This is a genomic window from Mesorhizobium sp. WSM1293 (assembly GCF_000513875.1).
Taxonomy (GTDB): domain Bacteria; phylum Pseudomonadota; class Alphaproteobacteria; order Rhizobiales; family Rhizobiaceae; genus Mesorhizobium; species Mesorhizobium ciceri.
Genome location: NZ_AZUV01000001.1, coordinates 365,820 through 390,958 on the forward strand (window position 1 = coordinate 365,820; position 25,139 = coordinate 390,958).

At 63.7% G+C, this 25,139-nt stretch carries 26 protein-coding genes, 1 other RNA gene and 1 pseudogene; 9 read left to right on the forward strand and 19 right to left on the reverse strand.

The genetic code is table 11. From position 1 onward, the window contains the following. Nucleotides 1-19: 19 nt before the first annotated feature. The 6 genes from M729_RS0101875 to M729_RS0101900 all read right to left on the reverse strand — a co-directional run bounded on the left by M729_RS0101875 (nucleotide 20) and on the right by M729_RS0101900 (nucleotide 5,634). Entirely contained in the window at nucleotides 20-1,534 is a 1,515-nt protein-coding gene (locus tag M729_RS0101875; RefSeq protein WP_013531033.1) for a DegQ family serine endoprotease, read from the reverse strand. Nucleotides 1,535-1,663: 129 nt separating this feature from the next. Further along, nucleotides 1,664-1,852 (reverse strand): DUF2065 domain-containing protein, encoded by a 189-nt coding sequence (locus M729_RS0101880; RefSeq protein ID WP_013531032.1) that lies wholly within the window; start codon nucleotides 1,850-1,852, stop codon nucleotides 1,664-1,666. A 6-nt stretch (nucleotides 1,853-1,858) separates the two neighbouring features. Further along, nucleotides 1,859-2,827, reverse strand: coding sequence for a protease modulator HflC (locus tag M729_RS0101885; protein ID WP_013531031.1), 969 nt, complete (start codon nucleotides 2,825-2,827; stop codon nucleotides 1,859-1,861). Then, complete coding sequence (gene hflK, locus M729_RS0101890) at nucleotides 2,827-3,945, reverse strand: FtsH protease activity modulator HflK (protein ID WP_013531030.1); 1,119 nt, start codon at nucleotides 3,943-3,945, stop codon at nucleotides 2,827-2,829. Before hflK ends, M729_RS0101885 begins: the two co-directional genes overlap by 1 nt. A gap of 169 nt (nucleotides 3,946-4,114) precedes the next feature. Further along, entirely contained in the window at nucleotides 4,115-4,633 is a 519-nt protein-coding gene (locus M729_RS0101895) for a dihydrofolate reductase (RefSeq protein ID WP_013531029.1), read from the reverse strand. After that, complete coding sequence (locus M729_RS0101900; RefSeq protein ID WP_027160592.1) at nucleotides 4,633-5,634, reverse strand: DUF4424 domain-containing protein; 1,002 nt, start codon at nucleotides 5,632-5,634, stop codon at nucleotides 4,633-4,635. The genes M729_RS0101895 and M729_RS0101900 overlap by 1 nt, the downstream gene beginning before the upstream one ends. Before the next feature lie 246 nt (nucleotides 5,635-5,880). Between M729_RS0101900 and cobF the strand changes: the two genes are divergently transcribed. Further along, entirely contained in the window at nucleotides 5,881-6,666 is a 786-nt protein-coding gene (cobF, locus tag M729_RS0101910; protein WP_027160594.1) for a precorrin-6A synthase (deacetylating), read from the forward strand. Between the two features lie 43 nt (nucleotides 6,667-6,709). On the opposite strand, the gene M729_RS0101915 is transcribed toward cobF, so the two are convergent. From M729_RS0101915 to modA, 4 genes are all read right to left on the reverse strand, one after another. Next, on the reverse strand, nucleotides 6,710-7,051 hold the full coding sequence (locus M729_RS0101915) for a winged helix-turn-helix domain-containing protein (protein ID WP_027034879.1): 342 nt from the start codon (nucleotides 7,049-7,051) through the stop codon (nucleotides 6,710-6,712). Between the two features lie 80 nt (nucleotides 7,052-7,131). Continuing rightward, nucleotides 7,132-8,244, reverse strand: a complete 1,113-nt coding sequence (gene modC, locus M729_RS0101920; RefSeq protein WP_027160595.1) for a molybdenum ABC transporter ATP-binding protein — start codon at nucleotides 8,242-8,244, stop codon at nucleotides 7,132-7,134. After that, nucleotides 8,241-8,945: a molybdate ABC transporter permease subunit gene (gene modB / locus M729_RS0101925; protein ID WP_024501415.1), complete on the reverse strand. Its 705-nt coding sequence runs from the start codon at nucleotides 8,943-8,945 to the stop codon at nucleotides 8,241-8,243. Before modB ends, modC begins: the two co-directional genes overlap by 4 nt. Before the next feature lie 15 nt (nucleotides 8,946-8,960). Beyond that, nucleotides 8,961-9,755: a molybdate ABC transporter substrate-binding protein gene (modA, locus tag M729_RS0101930; protein WP_027160596.1), complete on the reverse strand. Its 795-nt coding sequence runs from the start codon at nucleotides 9,753-9,755 to the stop codon at nucleotides 8,961-8,963. A 147-nt stretch (nucleotides 9,756-9,902) separates the two neighbouring features. Here modA and M729_RS01000000134585 point away from each other — a divergent pair. Further along, nucleotides 9,903-10,059, forward strand: a pseudogene (locus M729_RS01000000134585) (TOBE domain-containing protein); the annotation flags it as partial. Between the two features lie 11 nt (nucleotides 10,060-10,070). Here M729_RS01000000134585 and M729_RS0101940 read toward each other — a convergent pair. Next, nucleotides 10,071-10,865, reverse strand: coding sequence for a thymidylate synthase (locus M729_RS0101940; protein ID WP_027160597.1), 795 nt, complete (start codon nucleotides 10,863-10,865; stop codon nucleotides 10,071-10,073). A gap of 243 nt (nucleotides 10,866-11,108) precedes the next feature. Continuing rightward, nucleotides 11,109-11,420: a DUF2853 family protein gene (locus tag M729_RS0101945; RefSeq protein ID WP_023813086.1), complete on the reverse strand. Its 312-nt coding sequence runs from the start codon at nucleotides 11,418-11,420 to the stop codon at nucleotides 11,109-11,111. A gap of 170 nt (nucleotides 11,421-11,590) precedes the next feature. On the opposite strand from M729_RS0101945, the gene ssrA reads away from it, so the two are divergent. Both ssrA and M729_RS0101950 read left to right on the forward strand, forming a co-directional pair. Further along, nucleotides 11,591-11,950: a transfer-messenger RNA gene (gene ssrA, locus M729_RS1000000136810) on the forward strand. Between the two features lie 85 nt (nucleotides 11,951-12,035). After that, the gene (locus tag M729_RS0101950; RefSeq protein ID WP_027160598.1) at nucleotides 12,036-12,590 is read left to right on the forward strand and encodes an AAA family ATPase; all 555 of its coding nucleotides are present in this window, start codon (nucleotides 12,036-12,038) and stop codon (nucleotides 12,588-12,590) included. A 30-nt stretch (nucleotides 12,591-12,620) separates the two neighbouring features. On the opposite strand, the gene M729_RS0101955 is transcribed toward M729_RS0101950, so the two are convergent. The 5 genes from M729_RS0101955 to M729_RS0101975 form a co-directional block, all read right to left on the reverse strand. Beyond that, nucleotides 12,621-13,640 carry a dienelactone hydrolase gene (locus M729_RS0101955; protein ID WP_032807963.1) on the reverse strand — a complete coding sequence of 340 codons (1,020 nt, stop codon included), beginning with the start codon at nucleotides 13,638-13,640 and terminating at the stop codon, nucleotides 12,621-12,623. Between the two features lie 115 nt (nucleotides 13,641-13,755). After that, nucleotides 13,756-14,463 carry a DUF2807 domain-containing protein gene (locus tag M729_RS0101960; RefSeq protein ID WP_027160600.1) on the reverse strand — a complete coding sequence of 236 codons (708 nt, stop codon included), beginning with the start codon at nucleotides 14,461-14,463 and terminating at the stop codon, nucleotides 13,756-13,758. A gap of 43 nt (nucleotides 14,464-14,506) precedes the next feature. Continuing rightward, nucleotides 14,507-15,073 carry a DUF1700 domain-containing protein gene (locus M729_RS0101965; protein ID WP_027160601.1) on the reverse strand — a complete coding sequence of 189 codons (567 nt, stop codon included), beginning with the start codon at nucleotides 15,071-15,073 and terminating at the stop codon, nucleotides 14,507-14,509. Beyond that, complete coding sequence (locus M729_RS0101970) at nucleotides 15,070-15,396, reverse strand: PadR family transcriptional regulator (RefSeq protein WP_024501425.1); 327 nt, start codon at nucleotides 15,394-15,396, stop codon at nucleotides 15,070-15,072. Before M729_RS0101970 ends, M729_RS0101965 begins: the two co-directional genes overlap by 4 nt. Nucleotides 15,397-15,560: 164 nt before the next feature. Next, nucleotides 15,561-16,766: a multidrug effflux MFS transporter gene (locus M729_RS0101975; protein ID WP_027160602.1), complete on the reverse strand. Its 1,206-nt coding sequence runs from the start codon at nucleotides 16,764-16,766 to the stop codon at nucleotides 15,561-15,563. Nucleotides 16,767-16,954: 188 nt separating this feature from the next. Between M729_RS0101975 and M729_RS0101980 the strand changes: the two genes are divergently transcribed. The 4 genes from M729_RS0101980 (at nucleotide 16,955) to M729_RS0101995 (ending at nucleotide 18,731) form a co-directional block, all read left to right on the forward strand. Then, on the forward strand, nucleotides 16,955-17,641 hold the full coding sequence (locus M729_RS0101980) for a TetR/AcrR family transcriptional regulator (protein ID WP_027160603.1): 687 nt from the start codon (nucleotides 16,955-16,957) through the stop codon (nucleotides 17,639-17,641). A 118-nt stretch (nucleotides 17,642-17,759) separates the two neighbouring features. Further along, nucleotides 17,760-18,296 carry an SspB family protein gene (locus tag M729_RS0101985; protein WP_027160604.1) on the forward strand — a complete coding sequence of 179 codons (537 nt, stop codon included), beginning with the start codon at nucleotides 17,760-17,762 and terminating at the stop codon, nucleotides 18,294-18,296. 16 nt (nucleotides 18,297-18,312) lie between these two features. Next, nucleotides 18,313-18,510 carry a DUF4169 family protein gene (locus tag M729_RS0101990; protein ID WP_023813093.1) on the forward strand — a complete coding sequence of 66 codons (198 nt, stop codon included), beginning with the start codon at nucleotides 18,313-18,315 and terminating at the stop codon, nucleotides 18,508-18,510. Next, a complete protein-coding gene (locus tag M729_RS0101995) occupies nucleotides 18,507-18,731 on the forward strand; it encodes a ribbon-helix-helix domain-containing protein (RefSeq protein ID WP_027160605.1) in 225 nt (74 codons plus the stop codon). The genes M729_RS0101990 and M729_RS0101995 overlap by 4 nt, the downstream gene beginning before the upstream one ends. Here M729_RS0101995 and M729_RS0102000 read toward each other — a convergent pair. Beyond that, nucleotides 18,728-20,530 carry a chloride channel protein gene (locus M729_RS0102000; protein ID WP_027160606.1) on the reverse strand — a complete coding sequence of 601 codons (1,803 nt, stop codon included), beginning with the start codon at nucleotides 20,528-20,530 and terminating at the stop codon, nucleotides 18,728-18,730. The two genes, M729_RS0101995 and M729_RS0102000, sit on opposite strands and share 4 nt — an antisense overlap. A 157-nt stretch (nucleotides 20,531-20,687) precedes the next feature. Between M729_RS0102000 and M729_RS0102005 the strand changes: the two genes are divergently transcribed. Next, nucleotides 20,688-21,125, forward strand: a complete 438-nt coding sequence (locus M729_RS0102005) for a MarR family winged helix-turn-helix transcriptional regulator (protein ID WP_027160607.1) — start codon at nucleotides 20,688-20,690, stop codon at nucleotides 21,123-21,125. Nucleotides 21,126-21,135: 10 nt separating this feature from the next. Here the strand turns inward: M729_RS0102005 and M729_RS0102010 are convergent, their stop codons facing one another. Next, complete coding sequence (locus M729_RS0102010; RefSeq protein ID WP_027160608.1) at nucleotides 21,136-25,098, reverse strand: AsmA family protein; 3,963 nt, start codon at nucleotides 25,096-25,098, stop codon at nucleotides 21,136-21,138. Nucleotides 25,099-25,139: the final 41 nt, after the last annotated feature.

Here is a 25,139-nt window from a genome sequence, read left to right on the forward strand (position 1 = left end):
GTTGTCGATCTTCCGGACCTCAGTCCATCCTGATCGTCACGAACCTGAGCTCGCCGGTCTTCGAAGCCAGCATCAGCAACGCATTCTTGCGCCCCTGTTCCTTCAAGGCGCCGATCCGGTCCATGACGTCCTTGGGGGTAGCAACCGATTCCTGTGCGATCTCGGTGATCACCTCGCCGGGCTGGATGCCGCGTTCGGCGGCGGCCGAGTCCTTGGTGACGTCGGTGATGACGACGCCCGAAACATCGGCCGCAATGCTGAACTTCTTGCGTGTCTCGTCGTTCAGTTCGCCGACCGTCATGCCGAGCACCGAAGCAGTGGAAACGGCCGGAGCCTTGTCGCCCTTGTCCTGATCGGTGTTGCCCTCCTCGGCGTTGGCGGCCTTCTCGCCATCCTCGAGCCGGCCGAGGGTCACTTTCACCGTCTGTTCAACGCCCTTGCGCACGATCAGCACGTCGACCGCCTTGCCGACAGGGCTTTCGGCGACGACACGTGGCAGGTCGCGCATCTCATGAATATCCTTGCCGTCGAACTTGATGATGACGTCGCCGGCCTGGATCGTGCCATTGTCGACCGGGCCGCCCTTGATCACGCCGGCAACCAGCGCACCCTTTGCGGTCGCCATGCCGAGGCTTTCGGCGATGTCGTCGGTCACCGGCTGGATGCGCACGCCGAGCCAGCCGCGCCGCGTCTCGCCGAACTGGCGCAACTGGTCGACGACACCGGACGCGAGCTGCGACGGGATGGAGAAGCCGATGCCGATCGAGCCGCCGGATGGCGAGATGATCGCCGTGTTGATGCCGATGACTTCGCCCGCGCTGTTGAACAGCGGTCCGCCGGAATTGCCGCGGTTGATCGCGGCATCGGTCTGGATGAAGTCGTCATAGGGGCCGGAATTGATGTCGCGGTTGCGGGCCGAGACGATGCCGACCGTCACCGTGCCGCCGAGGCCGAACGGATTGCCGATCGCCATCACCCAGTCGCCGACGCGCATCTTGGTGGAATCGCCGAACTTTACCGCCGTCAGCTTGTGGCCTTTCGGATCGACCTTGAGCACGGCGACATCGGTCTTGGTGTCGGTGCCGACCAGCGTCGCCTTCAAGGTGACGCCATCGGAGAAATTGACCTCGATGTCGTCGGCATCGGCAATGACATGGTTGTTGGTGACGACGATGCCTTGCTCGGCATCGATGACGAAGCCGGAGCCCAGCGACTGCACCTTCTGCGAGCCGTTGTCCTTGTCACCGCCGCGGTTCTTGAAGAAATCGTCGAAGAAATCCTGGAAGGGCGAACCCTCGGGCAATTGCGGCATCGGCACCGCGCCCGGGCCTTCGGTACCCTTGACCGTCTGCGAGGTCGATATGTTGACCACCGCGCCGAGCAGGCCTTGCGCCAGATCGGCGACCGAAGCGGGCCCATCGGCGGCAAATGTCGGCGCCGTGAAGGACGGGACAGCGACGGCGCTGACAAGAAGTGCCGCCGCGCCGGCGATGAATGTCCGCCGCGCCGCGCGCAAAATTGTATTGGATGTCATCGAGAAGCCTCCCGGTATTCTTGAAAAGAAAAGCGCTTCGACGAAAACGCCGCGTCACGCCATGTTGGCAAAAAATACGGCACGTTTGCGGCTATGACTATCGGGGCAGAGGATAAATCATCGCCGCCCTCATGCGCCTCGTACCAGCCAGACGATGCCGACGCCGATCGCGATCGCCGCCAGCCCGGCAATCCGCAGCGCGTTCTCGGGCAGCGACAGCACTTCGGTGGCAAGCTTCCTGGCCAGGCCGGGAAAGCCGCCATAGACCAGACCCTCTATGACGAGGACGAGGCCCATGGCGGCAAGAAAATCCTGCACCGGCCGCTACTGGCCGGTGCTGGGCTGTGCCGCCGGCGCGGCGGGTGCCGTCGCCGGAGCGTTTGGCGCAGGCGAAGCCGGCTTTGCCGGTCCCTCGCTGCCGTCGGGATTGCGGAAGAAGCGGAAGAACTCCGAGTTCGGCGACAGCACCATCGTCGTTCCGGTGTTGTCCAGCGCCGTGCCATAGGCATTCATCGACCGGTAGAAGTCGAAGAAAGCCGGATCGCGCTGATAGGCTCCCGCGAAGGTGGCGCTGCGCTGGGCCTCGCCCTCGCCGCGCAGGATTTCCGACTCTTTTTGGGCTTCGGCGACGATCTCGACCACTTCGCGATCGGCGCGGGCGGTGATGCGCTGTGCCGCCTCATTGCCGCGCGCCCTCAGCCGGGCAGCTTCCGCCAGGCGTTCCGCCTTCATGCGGTCGAAGGTCTGCTGCGAGACTTCGGCCGTGAGATCGGTGCGGCGAATGCGGACATCCTCGATCTGCAGGCCGAGCGATGTGGCATCGGGCCTGAGCTGGTCGCGGACTTCGCGCATCATCACGCCGCGCTCTTCGGAGAGTGCTGCCTCGAAATCACGCAGACCATAGACACGGCGCAAGGCAGCGTCGAGACGCGTCCTGAGCCGGGCCTCGGCCAGTTCGATCTGACCGGACACCGCGGCGCGGAAGACCCGCGGATCCGAGATGCGATAGGCGATGAAGGCATCGACCTCATAGAACTTGCCGCCCGAGACCTGGACGCGAATGTTGTCGAGATCGAAGCGCAGCACCCGGTTCTCGATCAGCTGCACGGTGTCGGCGTCGAAGAACGAGAACGGCGCCTTGAAGTAGATGCCGGGTTCGCTCTTGACGTCGACGATCTCACCGAACCTGAGCACCAGCGCCTGCTGGCGCGCATTGACCACGAAGACCGACGAATAGAGCAGGAACAGGATAACCGCTGCTGCGACGACGATGATGGGAAGACGGTTGGCCATCACTGGTTACCTCCCGTAACGGGGGCGGCCGGTGCCGGCGCTTTCGGCTGCAATGCCGGCAGCGGCAGATAGGGAACGACCCCTTGCCCGTTGCCCTGCTCGACGATGACCTTGCTCGAATCCTTCAGAACCTTCTCCATGGTTTCCAGGTAGAGGCGCTTGCGCGTTACATCGGGCGCCTTGGCATATTCGTCATAGACCGAGATGAAGCGCTGCGCCTCACCCTCGGCTTCCTGCACGACCCGGTTCTTGTAGGCGGCCGCGTCTTCGCGGATCTGTGCGGCCTCGCCGCGCGCCTGCCCGAGCTTCTGATTGGAGTACTGGTTGGCCTGCTCGACGAACTTGTCCTCGTCCTGCTCGGCGCGCTGCACCTCGTCGAACGCATCGGCCACTTCGCGTGGCGGTGCCGCATCCTCGATCGAGACGGCGTTGACGTTGAGACCGGCCTTGTAGCCGTCCAGCGTCGTCTGGATGATCTCACGCACCGAGGCGGCAATGCCCTGGCGGTCGTCGCGGAAGATGTCCTGCGCCGGCCGGCGGCCGACGGCTTCACGCATGGCGCTTTCGGCAACCTGCCGCAGCATGCCGTCGGGATCGGACACATCGAACAGATACGCGCGCGGGTCGGAGACCTGATAGGCCACGGAGAACTGGACGTTGACGATGTTCTGGTCGCCGGTAAGCATCAGCCCGGACGTATTGCCACTTGTCGCGCCGCCGCCGCCGATATCGACGAGCTGCTCGGAAATCTTGGCCGTCTCGACGGTTTCGAGCGGCCACCAATGGAAATGCAGGCCAGGCTGCGACAGTTCGGTCTTCGGCTTGCCGAAGCGCAGTTCGACCGCGACCTCATCGGGCTGCACGGTGTAAACCGCCTTGAACGCCCACAGCACCACAAGTGCAGCCGCGATCAGCGCGAAGATAGCCGGGCTCGCGCCGCCGCCGCCCGGAAGAGCGCGCCGCAGCCGGTCCTGGCCGCGGCGGATGATGTCTTCTAGATCGGGAGGCGAGCCTTGCGGCCCGCTCGGTCCTTTTGGACCCTGCCCCCAGGGTCCCTGATTGTTGCCGCCGCCACCCCATGGGCCGCCGCCACCGCCGCTTTTGTCGTTCCAGGGCATGAATGTCCTTTCGCTTGGAATTCCCTCAAGCGCCGGCATTACGGCGCAAAATCCAGTATTGTTCTTCTATAGGCACGCCACGGGGCGCTTTCAACGCGATGCGCTTCCGACTTCGTCCGATTTGGTCCAGTCGCGACCCTTTGTCTTCCTTCAATGGCCCTTTTTTCGTTCAATGTCTCTCGCGACGCCGCTCGTAAACCGAATAGCGCGTCGGGTGGCTGTCCTTTTCCCCGGCTGGGACGTCCTGCGAGCTGACAATGCGCCAGGAATCGGGATCGATCGGCGGGAAATGCGCGTCGCCGTCGACCGCTGCCAGCACATGGGTGACGTGCAGCCGGTCGGCCAGCAGCATGGCCTGGGCATAGATTTCGCCGCCGCCGATGACGCACACCTCGTCGACATCGGCCATGCCGCGCCCGCGCACCGTCGCCAGCTGGATCGCGGCTTCGAGCGAATGTGCCACCTCGACGCCCTCGGCGCGCCAGGTCTCGTCGCGGGTCACGACGATGTTCAACCTGCCCGGCAGCGGCCGACCGATGCCCTCATAGGTCTTGCGGCCCATGATGATAGGCTTGCCCATCGTATCGGCCTTGAAGCGCTTGAGATCGGTGGAGAGCCGCCACGGGAGCCCGCCGTCCCGCCCGATCACGCCGTTCTCGGCAATGGCAACGTAGATTGCGACATGCATCAATTTTCGTCCGTCGGCTCGAGGATCAGGATGTCGATGTCGCGCTCGGGGTAGAAATCATCCGCCGTCATCTCGAAGGTCGTCGGTCCGGTCTTTTTGACATTGTCGCCGCAGAACGAGACCAGGGCTTTCGGATTGCCCTTGTCGATCGTCAGCTTGAACTTGCCGATCGTGCCGGTGGCCCAGTTGCCGCCGGTGGTCAGGATATAGGCGATGCGGCTCTCGAAATATTTGGGGTAGCCGTCAGGGTCGTCCTTGGCCGCCTTGCGCACCGCATTTTCGAATGTGCCGTCCATGCAATACCGGGTCTTGTAGGCCGCATACTGACCCTGGAATTTGCCGTCGTAGAAGAAGCTGACCGAAGACGTGCCGCCGACGCTCGGTCTGTAGTGGTGGGAAACATGGACGTCCTTGTTGGCCGGAAAGGTCGAGCGCCACCAGTAGGTCGAACGCAATTGCCAGAACGGGGTGTAGACCTTGCTCGTCTCGGTGCCGTCGCTGCCGGTGTCCTCGATGATGATGCCGCGGTTGACCCAGTCATCGACAACCGCTTGCGGCAGCTTCGCCAGCGCCGCCTTCGCCGCATCGCCGAAAGGATAGAACGGCACGTTTTGCGCCTTCAGCTCAGCGCTGATGTCGATGCCGAGCGCCAACACCTTCTGCTCGAGCTGCGGCTTTGCAGCGACACCGTCGATCGTCACCTCGAAACCGAGGAAATTATCGCTCTGATTTTCAGGGATCGCCGGGATTTCTTCGGGATTGCCCGATATGTCGGGCATCGGGAAGGCGACGATGGCGTCGACATCCCGATCGGTGTTGTTATGGAAGACATAGTCGACCCTGACCTTTTCCGGCGAGATGAAAAGGTCCTCGCTTTGCATCGCCACGGCATCGCTGCGCGACAGGATCAGGCCGCCGGTGCCAAGTTCGGCAACCGAATCATTGGCGAAAGCGGGCGCGGACGACAAGGCCAGCACGGCGGTCAGAACATATCGCAACATGGAAGCCCCCTCGGCTGGAATGCTTGCAGGACCCTAGCCGTTTCAATGTGGCGTTCAAAGCCCTTCCGTATCCGCGGACGCACCATAGGAAGCTGGACTACGGTCTGGACACGCGCCAACGCGGTCTGGACACGCGCCATCGCGGTCTGGACACGCGCCTGCGCGGTCTGGACACGCGCCTGCGCGGTCTGGACACGCGCCTGCGCGGTCTGGACTAACAGGTTCCGATCGGGCAGGAGTTCGCCCATGCGAAAGCTTCTCGTCATCGGCATCGGCGCCGGCAATCCCGACCACATGACCGTTCAGGCCATATCAGGCCTGAACCAGGCGGATGTGCTGTTCATTCCCGACAAGGGCGCGAAAAAAAATGAATTGGCCGAACTGCGCCGTCAGATCTGCGACCGCTTCGTCACCAATCCGAAGTCGCGGCGCGTCGAATTCGACGTGCCGGTGCGCGACCTCCCGGTAGAAGATGGGCCGGCGCCCTCCTACCGCGCGACCGTCGATGACTGGCACGAAGCCATCGCCGCCATTTACGAAACCCTGATCCGCGACGAGATTGCAGGCGACGGCTGCGGCGCCTTCCTGATCTGGGGCGATCCTTCGCTCTATGACAGCGCGCTGCGCATCCTCGAGCGCGTGCGCCTGCGAGGCAATGTGGCGTTCGAGCTTGAGGTGATCCCCGGCATCACCGCCGTCCAGGCGCTTGCCGCCAGCCACAAGCTGGCGCTGAACCGCATCGGCGATTCCGTCCTCATCACCACCGGCCGCCGCCTGACCGAGGAAGGCATGCCGGACAATGCCGGCAGCGCGGTCGTCCTGCTGGACGGAAAATGCGCTTTCAACACGCTGGCCGACAAGGATGTCGTCATCCATTGGGGCGCCTATCTCGGAACGGAAGACGAGATCACCCTCTCCGGCAGGATCGGTGACATCGGCGCAAAGATCGAAAAGGTTCGAGAGGAAGCTCGTCGGCGGAAGGGCTGGATCATGGACAGCTATTTGCTGCGCAAGCCCGGTGAAGAGCAATAAGTCCTACTCCCCTACTCCCCTACTCCCCTACTCCCCTTCCCCCTCACCCAGCATCAATCTCTGCCTGCAATGCCTCCATATGCGTGGCCGCCGCGGCAGAAGCCGCGCGCTCGATGGCGCGGAAGCGGCTGACTACTGCCAGGCCGACCGCCGTCAACTGTGCGCCGCCGCCCTTGCGGCCGCCGGTCTGTGCCGCCACCAGCGGCTTGCCGAATACCCGGTTCATGTCCTCGACCAGGTCCCAGGCGTGCTTGTAGGACATCTCCATGCCGCGCGCGGCGGCCGAGATCGAGCCGAAGGCGGCGATCTGTTCCAGGAGTTCGATCTTGCCCGGCCCGACGCGCCCGTCGGGATCGAGATTTATCCGCAAGCTCAGCGACGGCATCTTTGCTCTCCGCGGTCACACCCCAACCTCATACTAGAAGCTCCCTGACGAAACCGCTATTCCAAAAAGACATAGCGGGATCATCCATCCGCCTCGGCGGGCAGGCCGGCGCCGGTGTTCGCACGATCGAAGCTCACCGTCTTGATCACCGCGAAAACCTTACCGCCAAGATGAAGCTTCAGCGCCTGCCGCGACTGTTCGGTGATGCGGGCAAGCACGGTTGCGCCATTGCAGTCGATACCGACCTCAACCGCGGGTCCCTCGCCGGGGCTCATCGCGGTAATGGTTCCCGGCAGGATGTTGAGCGCGCTGAGACCCCTCGGCTTTTCGGTGGCGATCATCACATCGCGGGCGCGGATACGGATGCGCACCGGCGTCCCTGTTTTCATCGCCAGCCGTGGCACCCGGAGCTCGCCCGCGGCCGAGCCGAGCACGGTCATGCCGAAAGTCTCATCGTGATGCAGCACCCTGGTGTCCAGCACGGCGCCGCCCTCGCCGCGCTCCTCCGCCGGCAACAGGTCGAGCCTTTGCATCACCGCCCCGGTCGGCCCGCTGGCAATGACATTGCCCTGCGCCAGCATCACCACGTCGCTGGCCAGCCGCGCCACTTCGGCGACCGAATGACTGACATAGACGATCGGGATTTTCGTCTCGTCGCGCAGCCTTTCGACATAGGGCAGGATTTCGGCCTTGCGCGCTTCGTCGAGCGAGGCCAGCGGTTCGTCCATGAGCAGCAGTCTGGGGCTGGCAAGCAATGCCCGGCCGATCGCCACGCGCTGTTTCTCGCCGCCCGAGAGCTTTGCCGGCCGCCTGTTCATGAGCGGCCCGATGCCGAGCAGGTCGACGACGGCATCGATATCGGCGTAGCGCTCCGCCGGCGGCGTGAACCAGCGGCCGTAGCGCAGATTGCCGGCAACGCTCAAATGCGGAAACAGCCGTGCGTCCTGGAACACCATGCCGATGCGGCGCTTGTGCTTCGGCACGAAAATGCCGGCACCGGTATCGACCAGCACACGGCCGTCGACCTCGATGCGTCCCTTGTCGGGCCGGATCAACCCGGCAATCATGTCGATCAGCGTCGTCTTGCCCGACCCAGACGCGCCGAACAGCGCCGTCAGCCGCCCGGCGCTTTCGAAGCGGGCGTCGATGGCGAAACCACCCAGCCGATGGCTGATGTCGACGAGAACGCTCATTCGATGTCCAGTCGCCGGCCGACACGCCGCGCCAGCACCTCCGACGCCACAAGTGCTGCCATGGAGATGACGATGGAGATCAGCGTCAGGCGGAGCGCCCCTTCATCGCCACCCGGCACCTGCGTGAAGGTGTAGATCGCCGACGGCAATGTCTGCGTCTCATTGGGAATGTTGGAAACGAAGGTGATGGTCGCGCCGAACTCGCCCATCGCCTTGGCGAAGGCCAGGATGGCGCCGGCGATCAGCCCGGGCAGGATCAGGGGCAGCGTGATGGTTGCAAACACCCAGAGCGAATTGGCGCCGAGCGTTCCCGCCGCCGCTTCCATCTTGCGGTCCACCGCCTCGATCGACAGCCGGATCGCTCGCACCATCAGGGGAAAACCCATGACGCCGCAGGCCAGCGCCGCACCCGTCCAGCGGAAGGAGAAGACAATGCCGAAATGCTCTGCCAGGAAAGCGCCGGCCGGGCCGCGCCGGCCGAAGGTGAGCAGCAGCAGGTAGCCGGTCACCACGGGCGGCAGGATCAGTGGCAGATGCACCAACCCGTTGAGAACGGTCTTGCCCCAGAATTGTCCCCGGGCAAGCAGCAGCGCGATCAAGATGCCCGGCGGCAGGCTGGCAAGCATCGCCACCGTTGCCACCTTGATGGACAGCCGGACCGCATTCCATTCGTCGGGAGTGAGGTCCAGCAGCCAGTTCATAGTGCCTCTTGGAACTCAGTTGCTCGGCGCGAGCACGGTAAATCCCTGATCCTTGAACAGCGCGGCCGCCTTGGCCGACTGCAGGCATTTCAGGAAAGCCGGCGTATCCTTGTCCTTCGAATCGGCGGTCTGGGCAACCGGGTAGATGATCGGCGGATGCGAATCCTCCGGGAAGGTGCCGACCACCTTGACGCCCTTTTCGGCATGCGCGTCGGTGGCATAGACAATGCCAAGCGCTGCTTCGCCCGTCGAAACCAGCTTCAGCGCCGCGCGCACGTTTTCGGCCTGCGCCACCTTGCCTTCGACCGAGGACCAGACGCCGAGCGATTCAAGCGCGGCCTTGCCGTATTTGCCGGCCGGCACCGCCTTGAAATCGCCCATGGCGAGCTTGCCGTCGCCGATCAGCTTGGCGAGGTCAAAACCCTTCTCGATTTTGGTGTCGACCGCCGAGTCCTTCGGCGCCACCAGCACGATCTGATTGCCCAGCAGCTTCACCTCGGTGTCCGGCTTGGTCAGCTTCTTGTCGGAGAGATATTTCATCCAGTCGAGGTCGGCCGAGATGAAGACGTCGGCAGGCGCCCCGCCCTCGATCTGCTTGGCCAGCGCCGAGCTCGCGGCATAGGAGACGGTCGCCGCCTCGCCGACATCGGCCTCGCAGGCCTTGTTCACCGCGTCGAGCGCGTCCTTGAGGCTGGCCGCGGCAAACACCACCACCTTGTCTTCCGCATGTGCTGCCGGCACGACTGCCATCAGCGCCGCAGCGAAACCGCCAATGGCGATCGCCCTCGATCCAAAACCTTTGCGCGTCATGGAAAACTCTCCCTGGTTTGAAATCCGGCCGGCTCGAAGCCTGCCGACCGATATATCCGTATGAATATAACAAGGGAAGGCCCGGCGCCTCATGAAAGCGTCTGTACGACACCAATTGTTCTGGTAAGACCGGCAAAGAAACCTTGAAAGGGAGCCACCACCTCGCATGTCATGATCGGCGTTGGCGGTGGCCATCGTCACCGCCTCGATCACCAACGAGGCCGTCGCCGATCTCAAGCTCGAAAAGGGCAAGCAGGCCTATGCCGTGGTCAAGGCCTCGGACGTGATGGTCGGCATCGACTGAAATTTGCGGCCTTAGACCGCGATCGGCGCCTTGATCGACGCATCGGCGACGTAGTTCTCCAGCCGGAAATCCTCGAAGCGGAAGGCGAACAGATCCTTGACCTCCGGATTGATCCACATCGTCGGCAGCACCTTCGGCGTGCGCCGCAGTTGTTCGCGTGCCTGCTCGAAATGGTTCGAGTAGAGATGCGCATCACCGAGCGTGTGGACGAAATCGCCGGGTTTCAGCCCGGTGACCTGCGCCACCATCAAGGTCAGCAGGGCATAGGACGCGATGTTGAACGGCACGCCAAGGAAGATATCGGCGGAACGCTGGTAGAGTTGGCAGGAAAGCCGCCCTTCCGAAACATAGAATTGGAACAGGCAGTGGCAGGGCGGCAGCGCCATCGCTTCCACTTCGGCTGGGTTCCATGCCGAAACGATCAGCCGCCGCGATTGAGGATTTTTGCGTATCTCCTTGAGAAGATTCGCGATCTGGTCGATCGAGCCGCCATGGCCATCCGGCCAGGAGCGCCATTGCTTGCCGTAGACCGGGCCGAGATCGCCATTCTCGTCGGCCCATTCGTCCCAGATCGAAACGCCGTTATCGGTGAGGTATTTGATGTTGGTGTCGCCGGCCAGGAACCACAGAAGCTCATGGATGATCGACTTGAGATGCAGCTTCTTGGTCGTGGTGACCGGAAAGCCGCGCGCCAGGTCGAAACGCATCTGGTAGCCGAACACGGAACGCGTTCCGGTGCCGGTGCGATCGCCGCGATCGGCGCCGTTGTCCAGCACGTGCTGCAGGAGGTCGAGATACTGGCGCATCGGTTGCGGCTCGATTCGAGATTTCACCAACAATAGCGCATATGCGCGCTGACGCCACGCTTGTCTGAAGTCTTCCCCATCTTGGCAGATGGGGCCGGTGGTAGAGACCTTTTCAGAATTCGCTCTGGCGAGTCGAATGGCGTGGTTTTCGAGAACCGGAGCGGAGCGTACTTAAAGTACGTGAGCACCGGAAGCGCAGAAAACCGCGCCAGCCGGCCGCCAGAGTAGAATTATCAAAAGGTCTCAGAGGGAGCCGAGCTTGCCCAGGTCCTTCGCGACGAGGTAGTAAAAAGTCACACGGCTCTTGGTGTTGTCGGCAGCCATTGCCTTGCAAGTCTTCTCGATGGATGCATCGGCCTTCGCTGCATCGCTGATGCCGAGCTTCTTGGCGACCCAGTTGTCCCTGACACGCCCGAGTTCCTTCGGGTCGGTGCAGGACACCAGCGAGGAATCGCGGTTCCTGAGCGCGATGCCCAGGTGTTTGACGATCTTTTCAACCGCATCGGCACTGGCGCCGGCATCGTATTTCTTCACGTCTGCAAGATAGTCGGCCATCGAAATTCCCCTCGTCGGCGCCACGGATCCGATCGATGAGGGCTGTGGCGCGCTGCTGCAACATGTGCGCTAGGTCGGTTACTCCTCACCGTGGCAAAGCTTCGGTTGAGACCGCGTCCAAGTCAACCCTTTGGAGATGCGGTTTTGACACGCGGACAAAGTGCCATTGCGGCCTTCCATTTCCTGCGATGGCCCCCTATATTCGGTTTGTCGGCTTGACCGACTATGGCGATAAATGGGCGATGAAATAAGCCGTTCGGACCCGGGGGCGGTACCCGGCGCCTCCACCAAAAGCCGCTGCTGATGACAGAGCGGTTTTTGCTGGGGGCGAAATAGGATCGACGAAGGTGTAAAGATCGTACTTTTGCCCGGCATGGTACCACCGTCATCGGGCTAAACCTGTAGTTGCAAATGACAACTATGCGGAAGCACGTCTCGCCGCGTAAGCGGTGCGATAGCTTCAAATCAAGCCCTAGAGGTTCGCACTTCTAGGCGGGGTTCGGAGGTACCTGGCAACAGAAACCTCCACTTCTCCCCTCCTCCGTTATGCAGCATGCGCAGTGGCAGCTTCGCCGCGAAGGCGTCCTGCCGCGTGCTCGCTTTCCATGGAAAAACATGCAAAACGATTCCGATCGCTTCTTTGTGCTGACCGGCGGTCCCGGCTCCGGCAAGACCACCCTGATCGACGCCCTGCGCCGAGCAGGCTTTGCCGCCTCGATCGAAGCCGGGCGCGGCATCATCCGCGACCAGTCCGCCATTGGCGGACCCGCTTTGCCCTGGCATGATCGCGCCCTGTTCGCCGAGTTGATGCTGTCATGGGAGATGCGCTCGTATCAAATCGCGCGAGAACAGACCGGGCGTCCTGTTTTTTTCGATCGTGGCGTTCCGGACACGCTCGGCTATCTCAGGCTGACCGGCCTGCCGGTACCCGAACACGCCAACGCTGCCGCCGAGCGCTTCCGCTATCATCAGCGCGTCTTCGTCGCCCCGTTATGGCCGGAGATATTCGCGCAGGATGAAGAGCGCAAGCAGACGCTCGACGAGGCCGAGCGTACCCACCATGCGCTGGTCGGCGTCTACACGGAACTGGGCTATGAGATGATCCCGTTGCCGCTGGCATCCGTCGAGGCGCGGCTGCGCTTCGTGCTGGCCGAGACAGGATTGGCGTGAAAGGCCCGACAGTCCGACCTTTGCAATTGCTTATTGCACCGCTGCTTCGGCTGCTTCGTGGCCCTGGTCTTCGGCCAAATGCTGGCGAAAGAAGGCAAGCACAGCGGCATTGAACGCCTTGTGGAAGGCAATCCGATCGAAACCCGGAGCATCGATGCAAGCTGGCGATGGCTTGCGCGCGTCCTCGGGCGGGCATGGCGTCAGGAACGAGAGATGCACGGCGTTGGGCACGACGTGAAAGTCCGGTGTCCGCGGCAGCAATCCAGCCAGTCGCTTCACGTCGACGGGCGATACAGCGTCGCCGCCGAACTGCGAACTCCAGAGCTGCAGCGGCACCTTGATATCCTTCACGCTGTCGGCAGTCTGGAAAACGACGCTCAGCGGATCCGCCACCACGATCGCCCTGACGCGGGGATCGTGGGTCAGCGTTTCCGGCGGCAATTGCTTGCGCGCCGGCTTGGGCTGGCTGGCTGGCGGACAGCCGGTGTCGGCCGGGTCCGAACAGCGCGGCGGCAGTTTGTTGAAATCCGGATCGGCGCCGCCGATGACAAGGCCGGTATAGCCGCCTTGCGAAAATCCGTAGAAGCCGACGCGCTGAGGATCGATTTTGGCCGAATCCGCCGAGTTGCCGAGCATGAAATCGATGGTGCGCTTGATATCGATCGGACGCTGCCTCAGCACGCCCAGACCATTGGCCTGGCTCATATCGGCGTGGTTCGCGTGCGGATGGTTGATGGCAACGACGACAAAACCGGCATCCGCGAGCGTCTCGGCCATATCGTGGAGATCAAGGTACCAGCCGCCATAGCCATGTGAAATGACGACGAGCGGCAATCTCCCGCCCTCGATGGGGCAGTCGAGCACAGCCGGAACGGTAGACTGCTTGACCTTCACCTCGCCGGGCGGGCTGGCGCAGGGCGACCACATGGCAGCATCAATTGCCGGCCCGGCGGCATCGGCCGGTATCTGGATGAATTTCAAACCAGCGGCATGAGCTGTCGTGACGGCCAGACTTGCCAGGGCGGCAATCAGGAGCTTCTTCAAACGCATTTTCCTGTCTCCGATGTTCAAACAGATTGGTGTCCTCGGACTGCGGTCTGACCCGCCTTCCGGCTGCATACAGTGTGATGAGAAGGAGCGCGTGTGCGCGCGGCTTTGCAGCTGCTCAGGGCACCGTCTCGACCCTGCCACTTCCGCTGACGTGCGAATTGATCTTCGGGTTGCCGTGGACTTGCACGTTGCCGCTGCCCGACACGCGGATGTCGGCCTGGTCCCGCGGCGCGATATCGGCGTTACCGCTGCCGCTGATCTGGACACTGGCGGTCTTCGCCGTGAGTTTGCCGAAGTCGCCTGAGCCGGAGCCCGAGATGCGCAAGGAGAGATCCTGCACACTGCCGCTGGCGCGCACATCGCCGCTGCCGCTGATGCGCAGGTCCAGCGCCTCCTGGGCGAGAGCGGAAAGCTCGAGCCTGCCGCTGCCGCTCAACCGCCAACTGGGGACCGCTGGACCGGTAAGCTGGACGCTGACCGGCAGGCCATCGCAATCGAAACCGTCGTCGAAGGCCAGCACATTGCCGGACAGGCGAACATGCGAAACCGCCTCGGGATCGCCGCTGACGACAGCCTGGGAAGGCGTGCCGGGCCGATAAGTGACCGTTGCCGGCAGGGCAATCTGGAATTCGCTGGAGACCGGTTGCCATGCCAGCGTCACCGATCCGGGCTTGGTCCCATCACCGGAACCGCGGCAGCTGGAGGCAAAATTCCACCAGCGGCCACCTCTCCACTCGTTTCCGGCGATCGAATTCGCCAGCGACAGACAAATCACGGCCACTGCGAGCGACAGCACGGCGGTCCAGGCAAGCGTCTTGTTCATGGTGCACCTGTTATTTCTGCGTGGCGGCGCGCCACTGGGTTGATCAGGGCTGGCGTGGTTTGACCAGGCGGTAATGCAGGCGCGCATAATCCCCCAGCAGCTTGACCCCGATATTGAGGCCGAGCAGCAGCAGCGAGCCCAATCCGATGCTGGCTGCGGCAAGGCCGACAGCGGCCAGCAAGCGTGCGAATGGCGTGGCCCACGATGCAAAATGCCAGAACGGCACGACACTCAACAGCAGCCCGACGCTGGCGACGCCGAGCGCCAGGACCGCAATGCCGAGACCGAGCACGACGAAGCAGAAGACGACGAGGACCGGCAGCAGGAGAAGAATGTCAAAAGCGGCAAGCCCGGTCAGGGCGAGCAGCGCGGCGGCAACACCGGCCGGACCACGATCATGCTCCCAGCGACGAATCCCGGCTTCCGCCCGCAGCTCCCGCCCAAGCCGCGCCGGATCGCCAAGTGCCCTGGCAACATCCTCCTCGCTCCGTCCGGAGGCTCGCGCCTCGTCGAAATGGGCGCCGTAGTCGGCGACGATCTCATCGACCTCGCCCGCGGGCATTCCGGCCAGGCTGTTGCGCAGGGAAACCAAGAAGGCATCGCGGTTCATTCCATCTCTCCCAGGAAAAGGTCGACGGCATCGACAAAGCTTCGCCATTCCCGGCTGCGCGCCTCGTAGACTGTCCTGCCGACTGCGGTGAGCCGGTAATATTTGCGGGGCGGCCCGCTCGTCGATTCGACGAGCCATGTCGCGACAAGCCCGTCACTCTGCATGCGCCGCATCAGCGGATAGATCGTCCCTTCTCCCATGCCGACACGCTCGGCCAGCGTGCTGGCGATCTCATAGGCATAGCTTTCCCGCCGGGCGAGCAAGGCAAGGACACACAGTTCGAGCGCGCCCTTTTTCAGTTGGACATCATTTGGATCGGTCACGGTCGCTCCCGGCAAGTCCAGTACACCATATCGGCAGGTACCTTCTTATGCAAGGTACCAACTTAAACGTGATACTCGGATGATGAACGAGGCGACGGACGCAGCTTCTCGGACATAAAAAAGGCCGGGAAAACCCGGCCTTTTCATGTACCTGCGAGCAGTGCCTACTCGGCCGGTGCCTCGGCAGCTTCGCGCGAGCGGCCGAGCGTGAACTTTGCCAGCGTGAAGGAAATCACCGCACACAGCGTGATGCCGGCCACCATCGGCAGCGGCGTACCATCGAAGAACACGCCGGCAACACCCATGGCGAGTGCGCCGATGGCGAAATGCAGCGTGCCCATCAGCGCCGACGCGGTGCCGGCGATCTCGCCATGTTCTTCCATGGCCAGCACCGAGGTGGTCGGAATGACCAGGCCAAGGAAGCCGTAGCCGACGAACAGCAGCGCCGCCATCACGTCGAGCCGATCGATACCCGTCGCCATCACCGCGAACAGCACCACCATCGTCGTCGCATAGCCGGTCACCGCGACACGCACCACGCGCCTCAGGCCGAAGCGCTCGGCCAGCAGCCCCGTCATTTGCGACATGCCGATGAAGGCGACCGCATTGATCGAGAAGAACACGCTGTAGACCGAAGGCGACAGCCCGTAATGGTCGATCAGGATGAACGATGAACTCGACAGATAGACGAAGAAGCTGGCAATGCCGAAGCCGGCGATCGCCGTCAGGCCAAGGAAGTTGCGGTCACCCATCAGGAAGCGGTAGGCCGACAGCGCGGTGCCGAAGGAGGAGCCGGCGCGGTCTTCCACCGGCCGTGTCTCCTTGAGCGATGTCGCCAGAAGGATGGTGGCCAGCAGAGCCGCGCCCGTCACCGTCCAGAACACGGCGCGCCAGCCGAAACTCTCGATGATCACGCTGCCGGTCAGCGGCGCCAGGATCGGCGACACCGAGAACACCAGCATCAGCAAAGACATCAGCTTGGCGGCCTCATTGCCGGTATGCAGGTCGCGCACGATGGCGCGCGGAACGGCCATGCCGGCGCTGGCGCCAAGCCCTTGCAGGAAACGGAAAGCGATCAGCCATTCGATGGTCGGCGCCATTGCCGAACCGATGCCGCCGACCATGAACAGCGCAAGACCGCCATAAAGCGGCAGCTTGCGGCCGACCATATCGGAGATCGGCCCGACGACGATCTGGCCAAACCCCATCGACAGGAAGAAGATCAACAGGCTCATCTGCACGGCAGCGGTGCTGGCATGCAGGTCCGCGCCGATCGACGGCAGCGCGGGCAGATACATGTCGATGGCGAACGGGCCGATGGCGGACAACAAGCCGAGCACGACCGCGATGCGGAGGAATTTGGGACTCATGATAAAGGCTTCTTTCAAATCTGGTTGCCGCCGCCAGGCGACGTCTAACCTAGGACGTTCCATCCCGTGAGATTCCGACACCTCGAGAGCGAATTCCATTCGTCTCTCTCTCGCGAAATCTCTTTATCTTGTGTCCACAAATTTAGACACTCTTGTCTAAATCGTCAATCACCTCTATATAGTTTTTTATGAAGCTGCACGTTTCTCCTGACATTTTCCCGCCACGCGGTCATGAGGCCAAGCGCCTGTCGATCGTCGACTCCGCCGCCACCGTGTTTTGCCGCGAAGGTTTCGCCGGCGCCAACATCGACCTGATCGCCGCCGAAGCCGGCGTCTCGCGCCAGACCATCTACAACCATCACGGCGACAAGGAGAAACTGTTCGTCGCTGTGGTCCGTGACCTCACCGAACGCTGCAATGCCGGCATCTTCGCCACCATTGCCACCTTCCCCGACCAGCCGGGGGATCTCGAAGCCGATCTGATCGGCTTTGCCGTGCGCCTGAACCAGAACTGCATCTGCAACCGCGACGGAAAATTCCTGCGCAAGCTGATCCAGACCGAAGGCGAGCGCTATCCCGAACTGTTTGCCGAATGGCGCGAACAGGGACCGGGCAGGACATGGCCGGCAATCGCCGCCCGCTTCGCCCGCCTCGCCTATGGGGGCTACCTCACGATCGAGGATCCCGACGTGGCGGCACGTCAATTCCTTGGCCTCGTCAATGCCGAACTGCAGACCACCTTCATGCTCGGCGGCTCGCCGCGCGAGGACGAGGTGCTGCAATCCGCGACCAATGGCGTGCGCACCTTCCTGCGCGCCTTCGGCAAGCGCCGCTCCGCATCGTCCGAAAAGCAAAGCACGCTCGCCAGCGCCTGAGCGATCAAATCGCCGGCAATAGTCTTCGCTTCCGCGCGAGGGTGATCTATATGCGGTTTACGCCGCCCTCAAGCTTGATTACAGCTATGCGGACGATTCAACGGAACCCGACCGCCACATGGCCGACGACCACATCCGCTACGACATTCTGGCCCAGGAGGCGTTGCGCGGCGTCATGCGCAAGGTTCTGGCCGAGGTCGCGCGCACCGGCCTCCCCGGCAACCACCACTTCTTCATCACCTTCCTGACCGGCGCGCCGGGCGTACGCGTGTCTTCGCGGCTGCGCGAGCGCTATCCCGAGCAGATGACCATCGTCATTCAGTTCCAGTATTGGGACCTGAAGGTGACCGACACCGGCTTCGAGGTCGGCCTGTCCTTTTCCGATGTGCCGGAAAAACTCGAAATCCCGTTCTCGGCCGTGCGCGGCTTCTATGATCCGTCGGTCAATTTCGAGCTCGAATTCGACGTCAAGACGGATGGCGCGGCAGCCGAGGAACCGGCTGCGCCAACTCCGGAGCCGTTGACCATCGTCTCCGAGAAAAAGCCGAAGGCCGAGAAGAAGGCGGCCGCCGAGGCGGAGAAGAAGCCCGCGGCCGCGGACGCCGCCACCAAGGGCGCCGAAGTGGTTTCGCTCGACGCCTTCCGCAAGAAATAGGCCGGCGACTTACGCCGTGGCCGAAATCGTCAATCTCCGCCAAGCCCGCAAGCAAAAGGCGCGGGACGAAAAGCTGCGCGCCGCCGAACAGAATCGCGCGCTGCACGGCCGCTCCAAGGCCGAAAAAGAGCGCGACCGTATCGTTGCCGACAAGAGCGAAAAATTCGTTGCCGGGCATCGTCGTGAAAAGCCCGGCGACCCCGACCGCCAATGAGCGCGGTCGAAAAGCGTTCTGTGACCATTCGCGGCCACCGCACCAGCTACTCGCTCGAAAAACCTTTCTATGACGATCTCGTCGCGATCGCAGCGGCCAGGGAGCTGACGCTCGCCGCTCTTGTCGCCGAAGTCGACGAGACGCGGCCCCGCGACACCAACCTGTCCTCGGCGTTGAGGCTCTATGTCCTTGAACGGGCGAAGCGGGGAACGAGTCTCTAAAGGCCCTCCACCACGTCGTCCTTTTTCCCGCGCCTGCCGCCGAAGCCAAGCAAGGTCGAACGCTCGCGCTCCTCGGCCTGTTTCCTGGACCGCACGCGCATCAGATCCTTCCAGCCGACGTAACCGACCAGCAACGAGCCTTCGCGAGTGACGACGGGCAGATGGGAGACGTTGGCTGTCAGCAGCTTGTCGGAGAGGCCTTCGAGATATTCGTCCGGATAGGCCAGCGTCACCTTGCTGCCGGCCAGCAACGAGCCAAGCGTCGTGGTGCGGTGCGTGCCGGCGCGTCTCCAGCGCAATATCGCCGGCGGATCGATGAGGCCCAGCACATGGCCGTGCTCATCGACCACCGGGAAACTCGGATGCCGTGTTTCCGGCGCAGTCAGGAACGCTGCCGCGCCATGCAGCGTCATCGTCGCCGGCACGCTTTCGACCTGTGACGTCATCACCTCGCGCACCCTGGTCAGGGCGAAAGGGTCGACGCGGTATTCGCGCACGAGGTGGTGCCCCCTTCTGGCAATCTTCTCGGTCAGGATCGACCGCTTCATCAGAAGCACGGTGACGGCGTGCGCCGCGGCGCAGGCAGCAATCAGCGGCACCAGCATATGTGTGTTGCCGGTCAGTTCGACGGCGAAGAACGTGGCGGTCAGCGGCGCACGCATCGTGCCGCCCATCGTGGCGGCCATCGCCAGCAGCGCCCAGAAACCCGGATCCGCGGCAGGCAGAACGCCGGCGAGCACAGCGCCCATGGCCCCGCCCATGATCAACAGCGGCGCCAGCACACCTCCCGACGTTCCCGAGCCGAGCGCTACCGACCAGATGATCGCCTTGACCACCAGCAGCAGGAGGGCCGCCGTCGCGACGGTGCGGCCATCCAGCATGTCGGTGATGTTGTCATAGCCGACACCGAGCGCGTGCGGTTCGATCAGCCCGCCTATGCCGACCACCAGGCCGCCAAGCATCGGCCACCACATCCAGTGGATCGGCAGTTTCTGGAAGGCGTCCTCGCAGGCATAGACCATCTGCGTCAGCAGCCCCGACAAAAGTCCTGCACAAACGCCGATCGCCACCCAGCCGGCAAGGCCGACGAAGGACACCTCCATGCCGCCCTGAAACGGAAAGATCGGCCCGGGCAGATGCAGCATGGTGCGCTCAACCTCGGCAATGATCGCCGCCACCGCCACCGGGATGAAGCTGCGCGGGGTCCATTCGAAAAGCAGCAGTTCGACCGCCAGCATGATGGCTGCAATCGGTGTTCCGAAAACCGTAGTCATGCCCGCTGCCGCACCCGCCACCAGCAGCGTCTTGCGCTCGTTGTCGCTGACCGGCAGCATCTGCGCGATCAGCGAGCCGATGGCGCCGCCGGTCATGATGATCGGGCCTTCGGCGCCGAACGGCCCGCCGGAGCCGATCGAGATCGCCGACGACAGCGGCTTCAGGATCGCCACCTTGGCGTCGAGTTTTGAGCGCCCGAGCAGGATCGCCTCGATGGCTTCGGGAATGCCATGGCCGCGGATCTTCTCGCTGCCGAAGCGCGCCATCAGGCCGATGATCAGCGCGCCGATCACCGGAACGATGACGGCGGCGAGCCCAAGCGGTGTGTCCTCAAGCTTCAGGTCGGCAAGCGAGAACTGACCGAAATAGGCGATGTTGGTGGCAAGCCGGATCAGCTTCAAAAGCGCGATGCCGGCAAACAGCCCGGCTGTCGCCACCACCACGGCAATGGCGGCGACGAGCAGCACCCTGGCATCCGTGGTGAAATCGCGCAGATGCTCCGGGTTCGAGTGAGGGGTCTTCATGGCGGGCTTTGCTTCCTGGCGACGGGCCGAATGTGGATATGCGGCACGGTCGAAGCGGCCAGCCGGGTTTGTCGGTGGATATGTATCGTAACACGATATAAATATTCAAGCCGGTTTCGCCCGAAATCCGTTTGAGCTTTCACCGGAAAACGAACACATGTCTGATATGTCGCAGCCACAAAAACCACGCCCCGCCATCAGCCAGGCCGATTACCAGCGGCTGTCGGAGTTTCGCTACCTGATCCGCCGGTTCCTCGAATTCAGCCAGGTCCAGGCGGAAGACGCCGGCCTGACCCCGCGCCAGCATCAGGCGCTGCTGGCGATCAAGGGTTTCCCTGGTGGTGGACCGGTGACGGTTGGCGACCTCGCCGAGCGCCTGCGCATCCGCCACCACAGCGCCGTCGAGCTGGTCAACCGCCTCGGCGAGGCGGGGCTGGTTACAAGGGATCAGGACAAGGACGACCACCGCCGCGTGCTGCTGCAGCTGACCGAGCGCGCCGACGATTGCCTGGCCGAGTTGTCGGCGGCGCATCTCGACGAACTGTCGCGTATCGAACCGATGCTGCGGCGGCTGCTCGATCGAGACGGTGGGTAACTGCCGTCGACTACTGCAGCGACTTCAGCAGATTGTCGATCGTGAACGGATTGGACTTCGGCTTGGCCTGCGGCGGATTGTCATTGGCCTGCGGCAGCGGTGCCCGCTCTACCTTCGGAGCCTGCTGCGCGGCCCTGCGTTCAGCCTCGAGCTTTGCCTTTTCCTGCGAGGCGATGCGCATCGCCTCTTCCGCCTTCTGCCGCTCCTGCTCGGCCTGCGCTTTGGCCGCCTCGTCGGCCGCTTGCCGTTCGGCAGCGGCCTTGGCGTCCGCGTCCGCCTTGGCTTTGGCATCGGCGTCTGCCTTGGCTTTCGCGTCCGCTTCCGCCTGAGCTTTGGCGTCGGCTTCGGCTTTCGCCTGGGCGTCCGCTTCGGCCTTGGCCTTGGCATCAGCCTCGGCTTTCAGCCGCGCCGCTTCCTCCTGCCTGCGCAATTCCTCGGCGGCCTTGTCCCGTTCGGTCTGCAGCGCCGCGTAGTAGCGCACCTCTCGCCGCAGCCGCTGCTTCTCGAGTAGAGCCGCCTGCATCGCCTCGACGCGCTGCTGCTCTTTCTCCAGCGCGCGCTGTGTCAGGAACTGCGCCAGCGGCTCGCTGTCGAACTCTCGTTTCACAGCGCCGAACGGCCCCTCGGCCGTGAAATTCACGACCGGCTCGGAGCCGACCAGCGCCTCGTCGCCAGGCCGATAGGTGATCGCACCCTTGGCCGACACCGTGGCCGCGTTGAGATCCGCCGTGATGTCGGCGGACAAGGTCGCCGCTGGATTTTCCAGGCTGACCGGCGGCGCCCGCAGCGTGCCGCCGGCAACCGTGAAGGCTATGTCGGCATCGCCAGCGGCAAAGCTGCCATCAGCGGCGATCTCGGGCGCGAAGCCGGCGGTCTTGGCCGCATCGATGTCGCGCCCGATCGCATCCGCCTTGGCGAGGAACGCACTGAACGCATCTGGATTGAGGCCAGCAACTTTCACGCCCTTCAACGCCGCAGTTCCGGAGCCTGACAAGGCAGCCACCATCCCTTCGACCGATTTGCCGCTGCTTGACAGCGCCGTCGAGAAATCGCCGATGCCGCTGATGCCGGCATCCGGCAGCACGGTCGCCAGATCGGCGCCCGCCAGTTTCATCTGGCCAGAGAACAGCCCGGTGCCGTTGTTGTTCTTCAACTCGAATAGGCCGGTCAGCGCTCCGCCCAGCAACTTCGCCTTGAGATCCGAAACGCGGATGCCTTCCTGGTCGAGCTTGAGCGAAAAGGCGGCGTCATAGGCGGTGGCGAACCGGCCGGCGGCCAGTGCTGCCGTCGTCAGGTCGAGGTCGGCGGTGAATGGCAGGCTGGATTTCTGGCTGAACGGTGTCGCCGGCCACACGCCACCCTTGCCTGCCCGGTCTTTGGCTGCGCCCTCCTTGTCGGCTAGAAAGGCGGAGTCGCCGAACAGCGCCACCGCCAGGGGATCGAGGTCGAGTTCGTCGAGCGCCAGCGCCCCGGCCAGATGTGGCACGCCGTCCTTTACATCGATATTGACGTCGCCGGACACCGCCGCTTCGTTGATGGCGCCGCTGAGTTCGTCCAGCACCAGCAGGCCGTTGCCGTAGTCGCCCTGCGCGGCGAGCGACGTCGACATGCCCGCCCCCATGCCTGGCAGGCCGATGCCCGACGTCATCAGCCATGGCTCGATGTCGGCGGCATCGAGGCTGAGCTTGCCCTTGGCGGCGAGGCCTTGCGGCGTGTCGGCGATCGTTCCCTCGAAACCGGCCTTGAAGTCATTGCCGGCAAGGCTGAAATTCGTCGCCAGGCCGCCGCCAAACGTGCCCTTGGCCTGAATATCGGTGTTTGCCTCGCCCAGCATGCCGAGCGGCAGCGCCGGCAGGCCATAGAGCGCCAGCAGTGCGGTGGCATCAGGATTCTTGGCGTTGAAGGTCAGCGCCACCGGCGCTTCGAGAAGCTTGTCCACCGCCCCCTTCCCCGACAGCGACGCCGAAAAGGCCGAGCCGCCCGCCTTGCCTTGCCCGCTTACCGCCAGGCCCGTGGTGCCGTCGCCATTGTCGGCTGCACTCGCCACCAGGTCGATGCGCGCATCCTGGAACAGCTCGGGATAGGCAGCAGCACGGCCCGACAGTCCCCTGAGCACGGCGCTGTCGGGATAGTGCTGGGCGGCGACATCGATCAGCGGCTTCAGATCGACGGCAACCACCGACGCATCGAGCTTGCCGGTCGGGCTCGCGGGGAAATCCTTGATCCGGCCGGTGGCGCTGATCGAGGCGCCGGCCAGCCCGCCCACCGAAAGCCGGTCGATTTCGAGCAGCCCGTCGCGCAGCCTGAGCGCCGTGTCGACCGTGTCGGCGGTCAACCCACCGGCGTTGACCGGCCCGGCCTTGATCTGGAAATCGAGGTCGCGGTCGGCAAAGCGATTGGCGCCCTTGTCGCTGACGAAGATCGAGGCGAAGGCCGCCAGCCCGTCGACATCGAGATCACCGCCTTCAAGCCGCATCAGCACCGAGGGCTTGGCATCGTCGGGCTGGCTGGAATCGATGCGGCCGGAAAACTTCGCCTTGCCCAGGATCAGTTCGAGATCGCTGAAGGCCTGGCGCTTCTGCGAGAGGTCGACCTTGGCCTTGAAGCCGGCGGCCGGCAGGCGGCGGATCGCCTCGTCGACATCCTTCGACAGCCAGGCGGCAAAGCCGGAAGGTTGGGCCACGGCCAGCAGCAGCGAGCCGTTGAAGCCGAAATGACCCTCCAAATTGAGCACCAGCATGCCATCCGCTTCCAGCGTGGTGCGGCCGGGCAAGGTCGCGGCAAGCGATTTCACCGACCAGCCGCCATCGACCGGCTCGGCGGAAAGATGCACGTCGCGCACCGTGGTGTCGCCGACCACCACCGCCGGCAGCTTGACCTCGACCGTGCCGGGGATGGTCGGCTTCGGCATATCGAGCAGCGCTTGCTCGAACGCCGCGATGCGCTGGTCCAGCGTCAGGCCGGCGCCGGCTTCGGCGCCCACCGCCTCGTCGAACTGCACCTGCGCGCCATTGGCCTCGATGGCGAAACTCGGTTTCAGCCCGAGATCGACAGAAGCCTTGCCATCGGCGGTGTAGGGGTTGTCGAGCGGCCCGGTCTCGAAGCGGAATTCGTCGACCCCGAGTTTCTGGTGGTCGAGCGAAAATTTGCCGTTCAGCCGAAAGCCCGGATCGGGCTTACCGGCCGAGACTTTCACCGTCTCGCCATCGGTGCCGCGCAGCTCGGCGCTGTTCTTGTCGGCACCGGAAATCTTGAACTGGCCGGAGTAGACGGCGGCTCCATTGACGATGCCGGCATTGCCGTCGGTCTCGATGACCAGCGGATACGCGTCCGGATCGGCCTTCAGCCGAAACCGCATCTGTCCTGAGCCTTCGGCCTTGCCGGTGGACGCGGTGACCGCGGTGCGCAACCCGTCCAGCCGCAGCGTGCCGTCCATGCGCCATGGGCCGGCCAGTGACTTGGCCGATATGGTCGAGTTGATCTCGGAAAACAGATGGCTGCGCCCGCCAGCGGCATGGCGAACTTCGATCTGACCCTCCGTCACCGTCAGCTTCTCGATCGAGATCTGGCTTGGGTCGAAGGGCGAGGACGGCCGCATCGCCCAGTCGACCGTGCCGTCATTGGCGATATCGATGGTCGCCTTCGGCCGCACCAGCCGCATGTCGAAGATCAGCACTTCGCCGCGCAGGAACGGCGCCAGTTCCGCATCCATCGAAAACGTCTCGACCGTCATGGCCGGCTGGCCGTTGGGGCCGCCGGCGACGGCGACATTCGAGAAGGTCACCGAGGGGAACGGCAACAGCCTTGCCGTGGCTTCGCCCTGCACGGTCACCTTGCGGCCGAGGATTGCGCTCGCTTCGCGTTCGAAATCGGCGCGGTAGCCGGTCCAATCGATAAAATACGGCACCACCAGCGCCGCACACAGCACCAGCACGAACAGGCCACCGAAGATCACGAACAGGCGTGCGAGCATCAGCTCCGAATGGGTTGAATGAAATTCTGCCGCACTCTACC

What these genes read in the sequence shown, in the direction of transcription:
- M729_RS0101885 (WP_013531031.1), bottom strand. Translation starts at nt 2,827, where the DNA reads ATGGCCAACCGTCTTCCCATCATCGTCGTCGCAGCAGCGGTTATCCTG.
- M729_RS0101995 (WP_027160605.1), top strand. Translation starts at nt 18,507, where the DNA reads ATGAGCGCGGTCGAAAAGCGTTCTGTGACCATTCGCGGCCACCGCACC.
- M729_RS0101875 (WP_013531033.1), bottom strand. Translation starts at nt 1,534, where the DNA reads ATGACATCCAATACAATTTTGCGCGCGGCGCGGCGGACATTCATCGCC.
- M729_RS0101895 (WP_013531029.1), bottom strand. Translation starts at nt 4,633, where the DNA reads ATGCATGTCGCAATCTACGTTGCCATTGCCGAGAACGGCGTGATCGGG.
- modA (WP_027160596.1), bottom strand. Translation starts at nt 9,755, where the DNA reads ATGACGCGCAAAGGTTTTGGATCGAGGGCGATCGCCATTGGCGGTTTC.
- hflK (WP_013531030.1), bottom strand. Translation starts at nt 3,945, where the DNA reads ATGCCCTGGAACGACAAAAGCGGCGGTGGCGGCGGCCCATGGGGTGGC.
- M729_RS0101945 (WP_023813086.1), bottom strand. Translation starts at nt 11,420, where the DNA reads ATGGCCGACTATCTTGCAGACGTGAAGAAATACGATGCCGGCGCCAGT.
- M729_RS0101975 (WP_027160602.1), bottom strand. Translation starts at nt 16,766, where the DNA reads ATGAGTCCCAAATTCCTCCGCATCGCGGTCGTGCTCGGCTTGTTGTCC.
- M729_RS0101980 (WP_027160603.1), top strand. Translation starts at nt 16,955, where the DNA reads ATGAAGCTGCACGTTTCTCCTGACATTTTCCCGCCACGCGGTCATGAG.
- M729_RS0101985 (WP_027160604.1), top strand. Translation starts at nt 17,760, where the DNA reads ATGGCCGACGACCACATCCGCTACGACATTCTGGCCCAGGAGGCGTTG.
- M729_RS0101940 (WP_027160597.1), bottom strand. Translation starts at nt 10,865, where the DNA reads ATGCGCCAGTATCTCGACCTCCTGCAGCACGTGCTGGACAACGGCGCC.
- modB (WP_024501415.1), bottom strand. Translation starts at nt 8,945, where the DNA reads ATGAACTGGCTGCTGGACCTCACTCCCGACGAATGGAATGCGGTCCGG.
- M729_RS0102010 (WP_027160608.1), bottom strand. Translation starts at nt 25,098, where the DNA reads ATGCTCGCACGCCTGTTCGTGATCTTCGGTGGCCTGTTCGTGCTGGTG.
- M729_RS0102005 (WP_027160607.1), top strand. Translation starts at nt 20,688, where the DNA reads ATGTCTGATATGTCGCAGCCACAAAAACCACGCCCCGCCATCAGCCAG.
- M729_RS0101915 (WP_027034879.1), bottom strand. Translation starts at nt 7,051, where the DNA reads ATGCCGTCGCTGAGCTTGCGGATAAATCTCGATCCCGACGGGCGCGTC.
- M729_RS0102000 (WP_027160606.1), bottom strand. Translation starts at nt 20,530, where the DNA reads ATGAAGACCCCTCACTCGAACCCGGAGCATCTGCGCGATTTCACCACG.
- modC (WP_027160595.1), bottom strand. Translation starts at nt 8,244, where the DNA reads ATGAGCGTTCTCGTCGACATCAGCCATCGGCTGGGTGGTTTCGCCATC.
- M729_RS0101960 (WP_027160600.1), bottom strand. Translation starts at nt 14,463, where the DNA reads ATGAACAAGACGCTTGCCTGGACCGCCGTGCTGTCGCTCGCAGTGGCC.
- M729_RS0101965 (WP_027160601.1), bottom strand. Translation starts at nt 15,073, where the DNA reads ATGAACCGCGATGCCTTCTTGGTTTCCCTGCGCAACAGCCTGGCCGGA.
- M729_RS0101950 (WP_027160598.1), top strand. Translation starts at nt 12,036, where the DNA reads ATGCAAAACGATTCCGATCGCTTCTTTGTGCTGACCGGCGGTCCCGGC.
- cobF (WP_027160594.1), top strand. Translation starts at nt 5,881, where the DNA reads ATGCGAAAGCTTCTCGTCATCGGCATCGGCGCCGGCAATCCCGACCAC.
- M729_RS0101955 (WP_032807963.1), bottom strand. Translation starts at nt 13,640, where the DNA reads ATGCGTTTGAAGAAGCTCCTGATTGCCGCCCTGGCAAGTCTGGCCGTC.
- M729_RS0101900 (WP_027160592.1), bottom strand. Translation starts at nt 5,634, where the DNA reads ATGTTGCGATATGTTCTGACCGCCGTGCTGGCCTTGTCGTCCGCGCCC.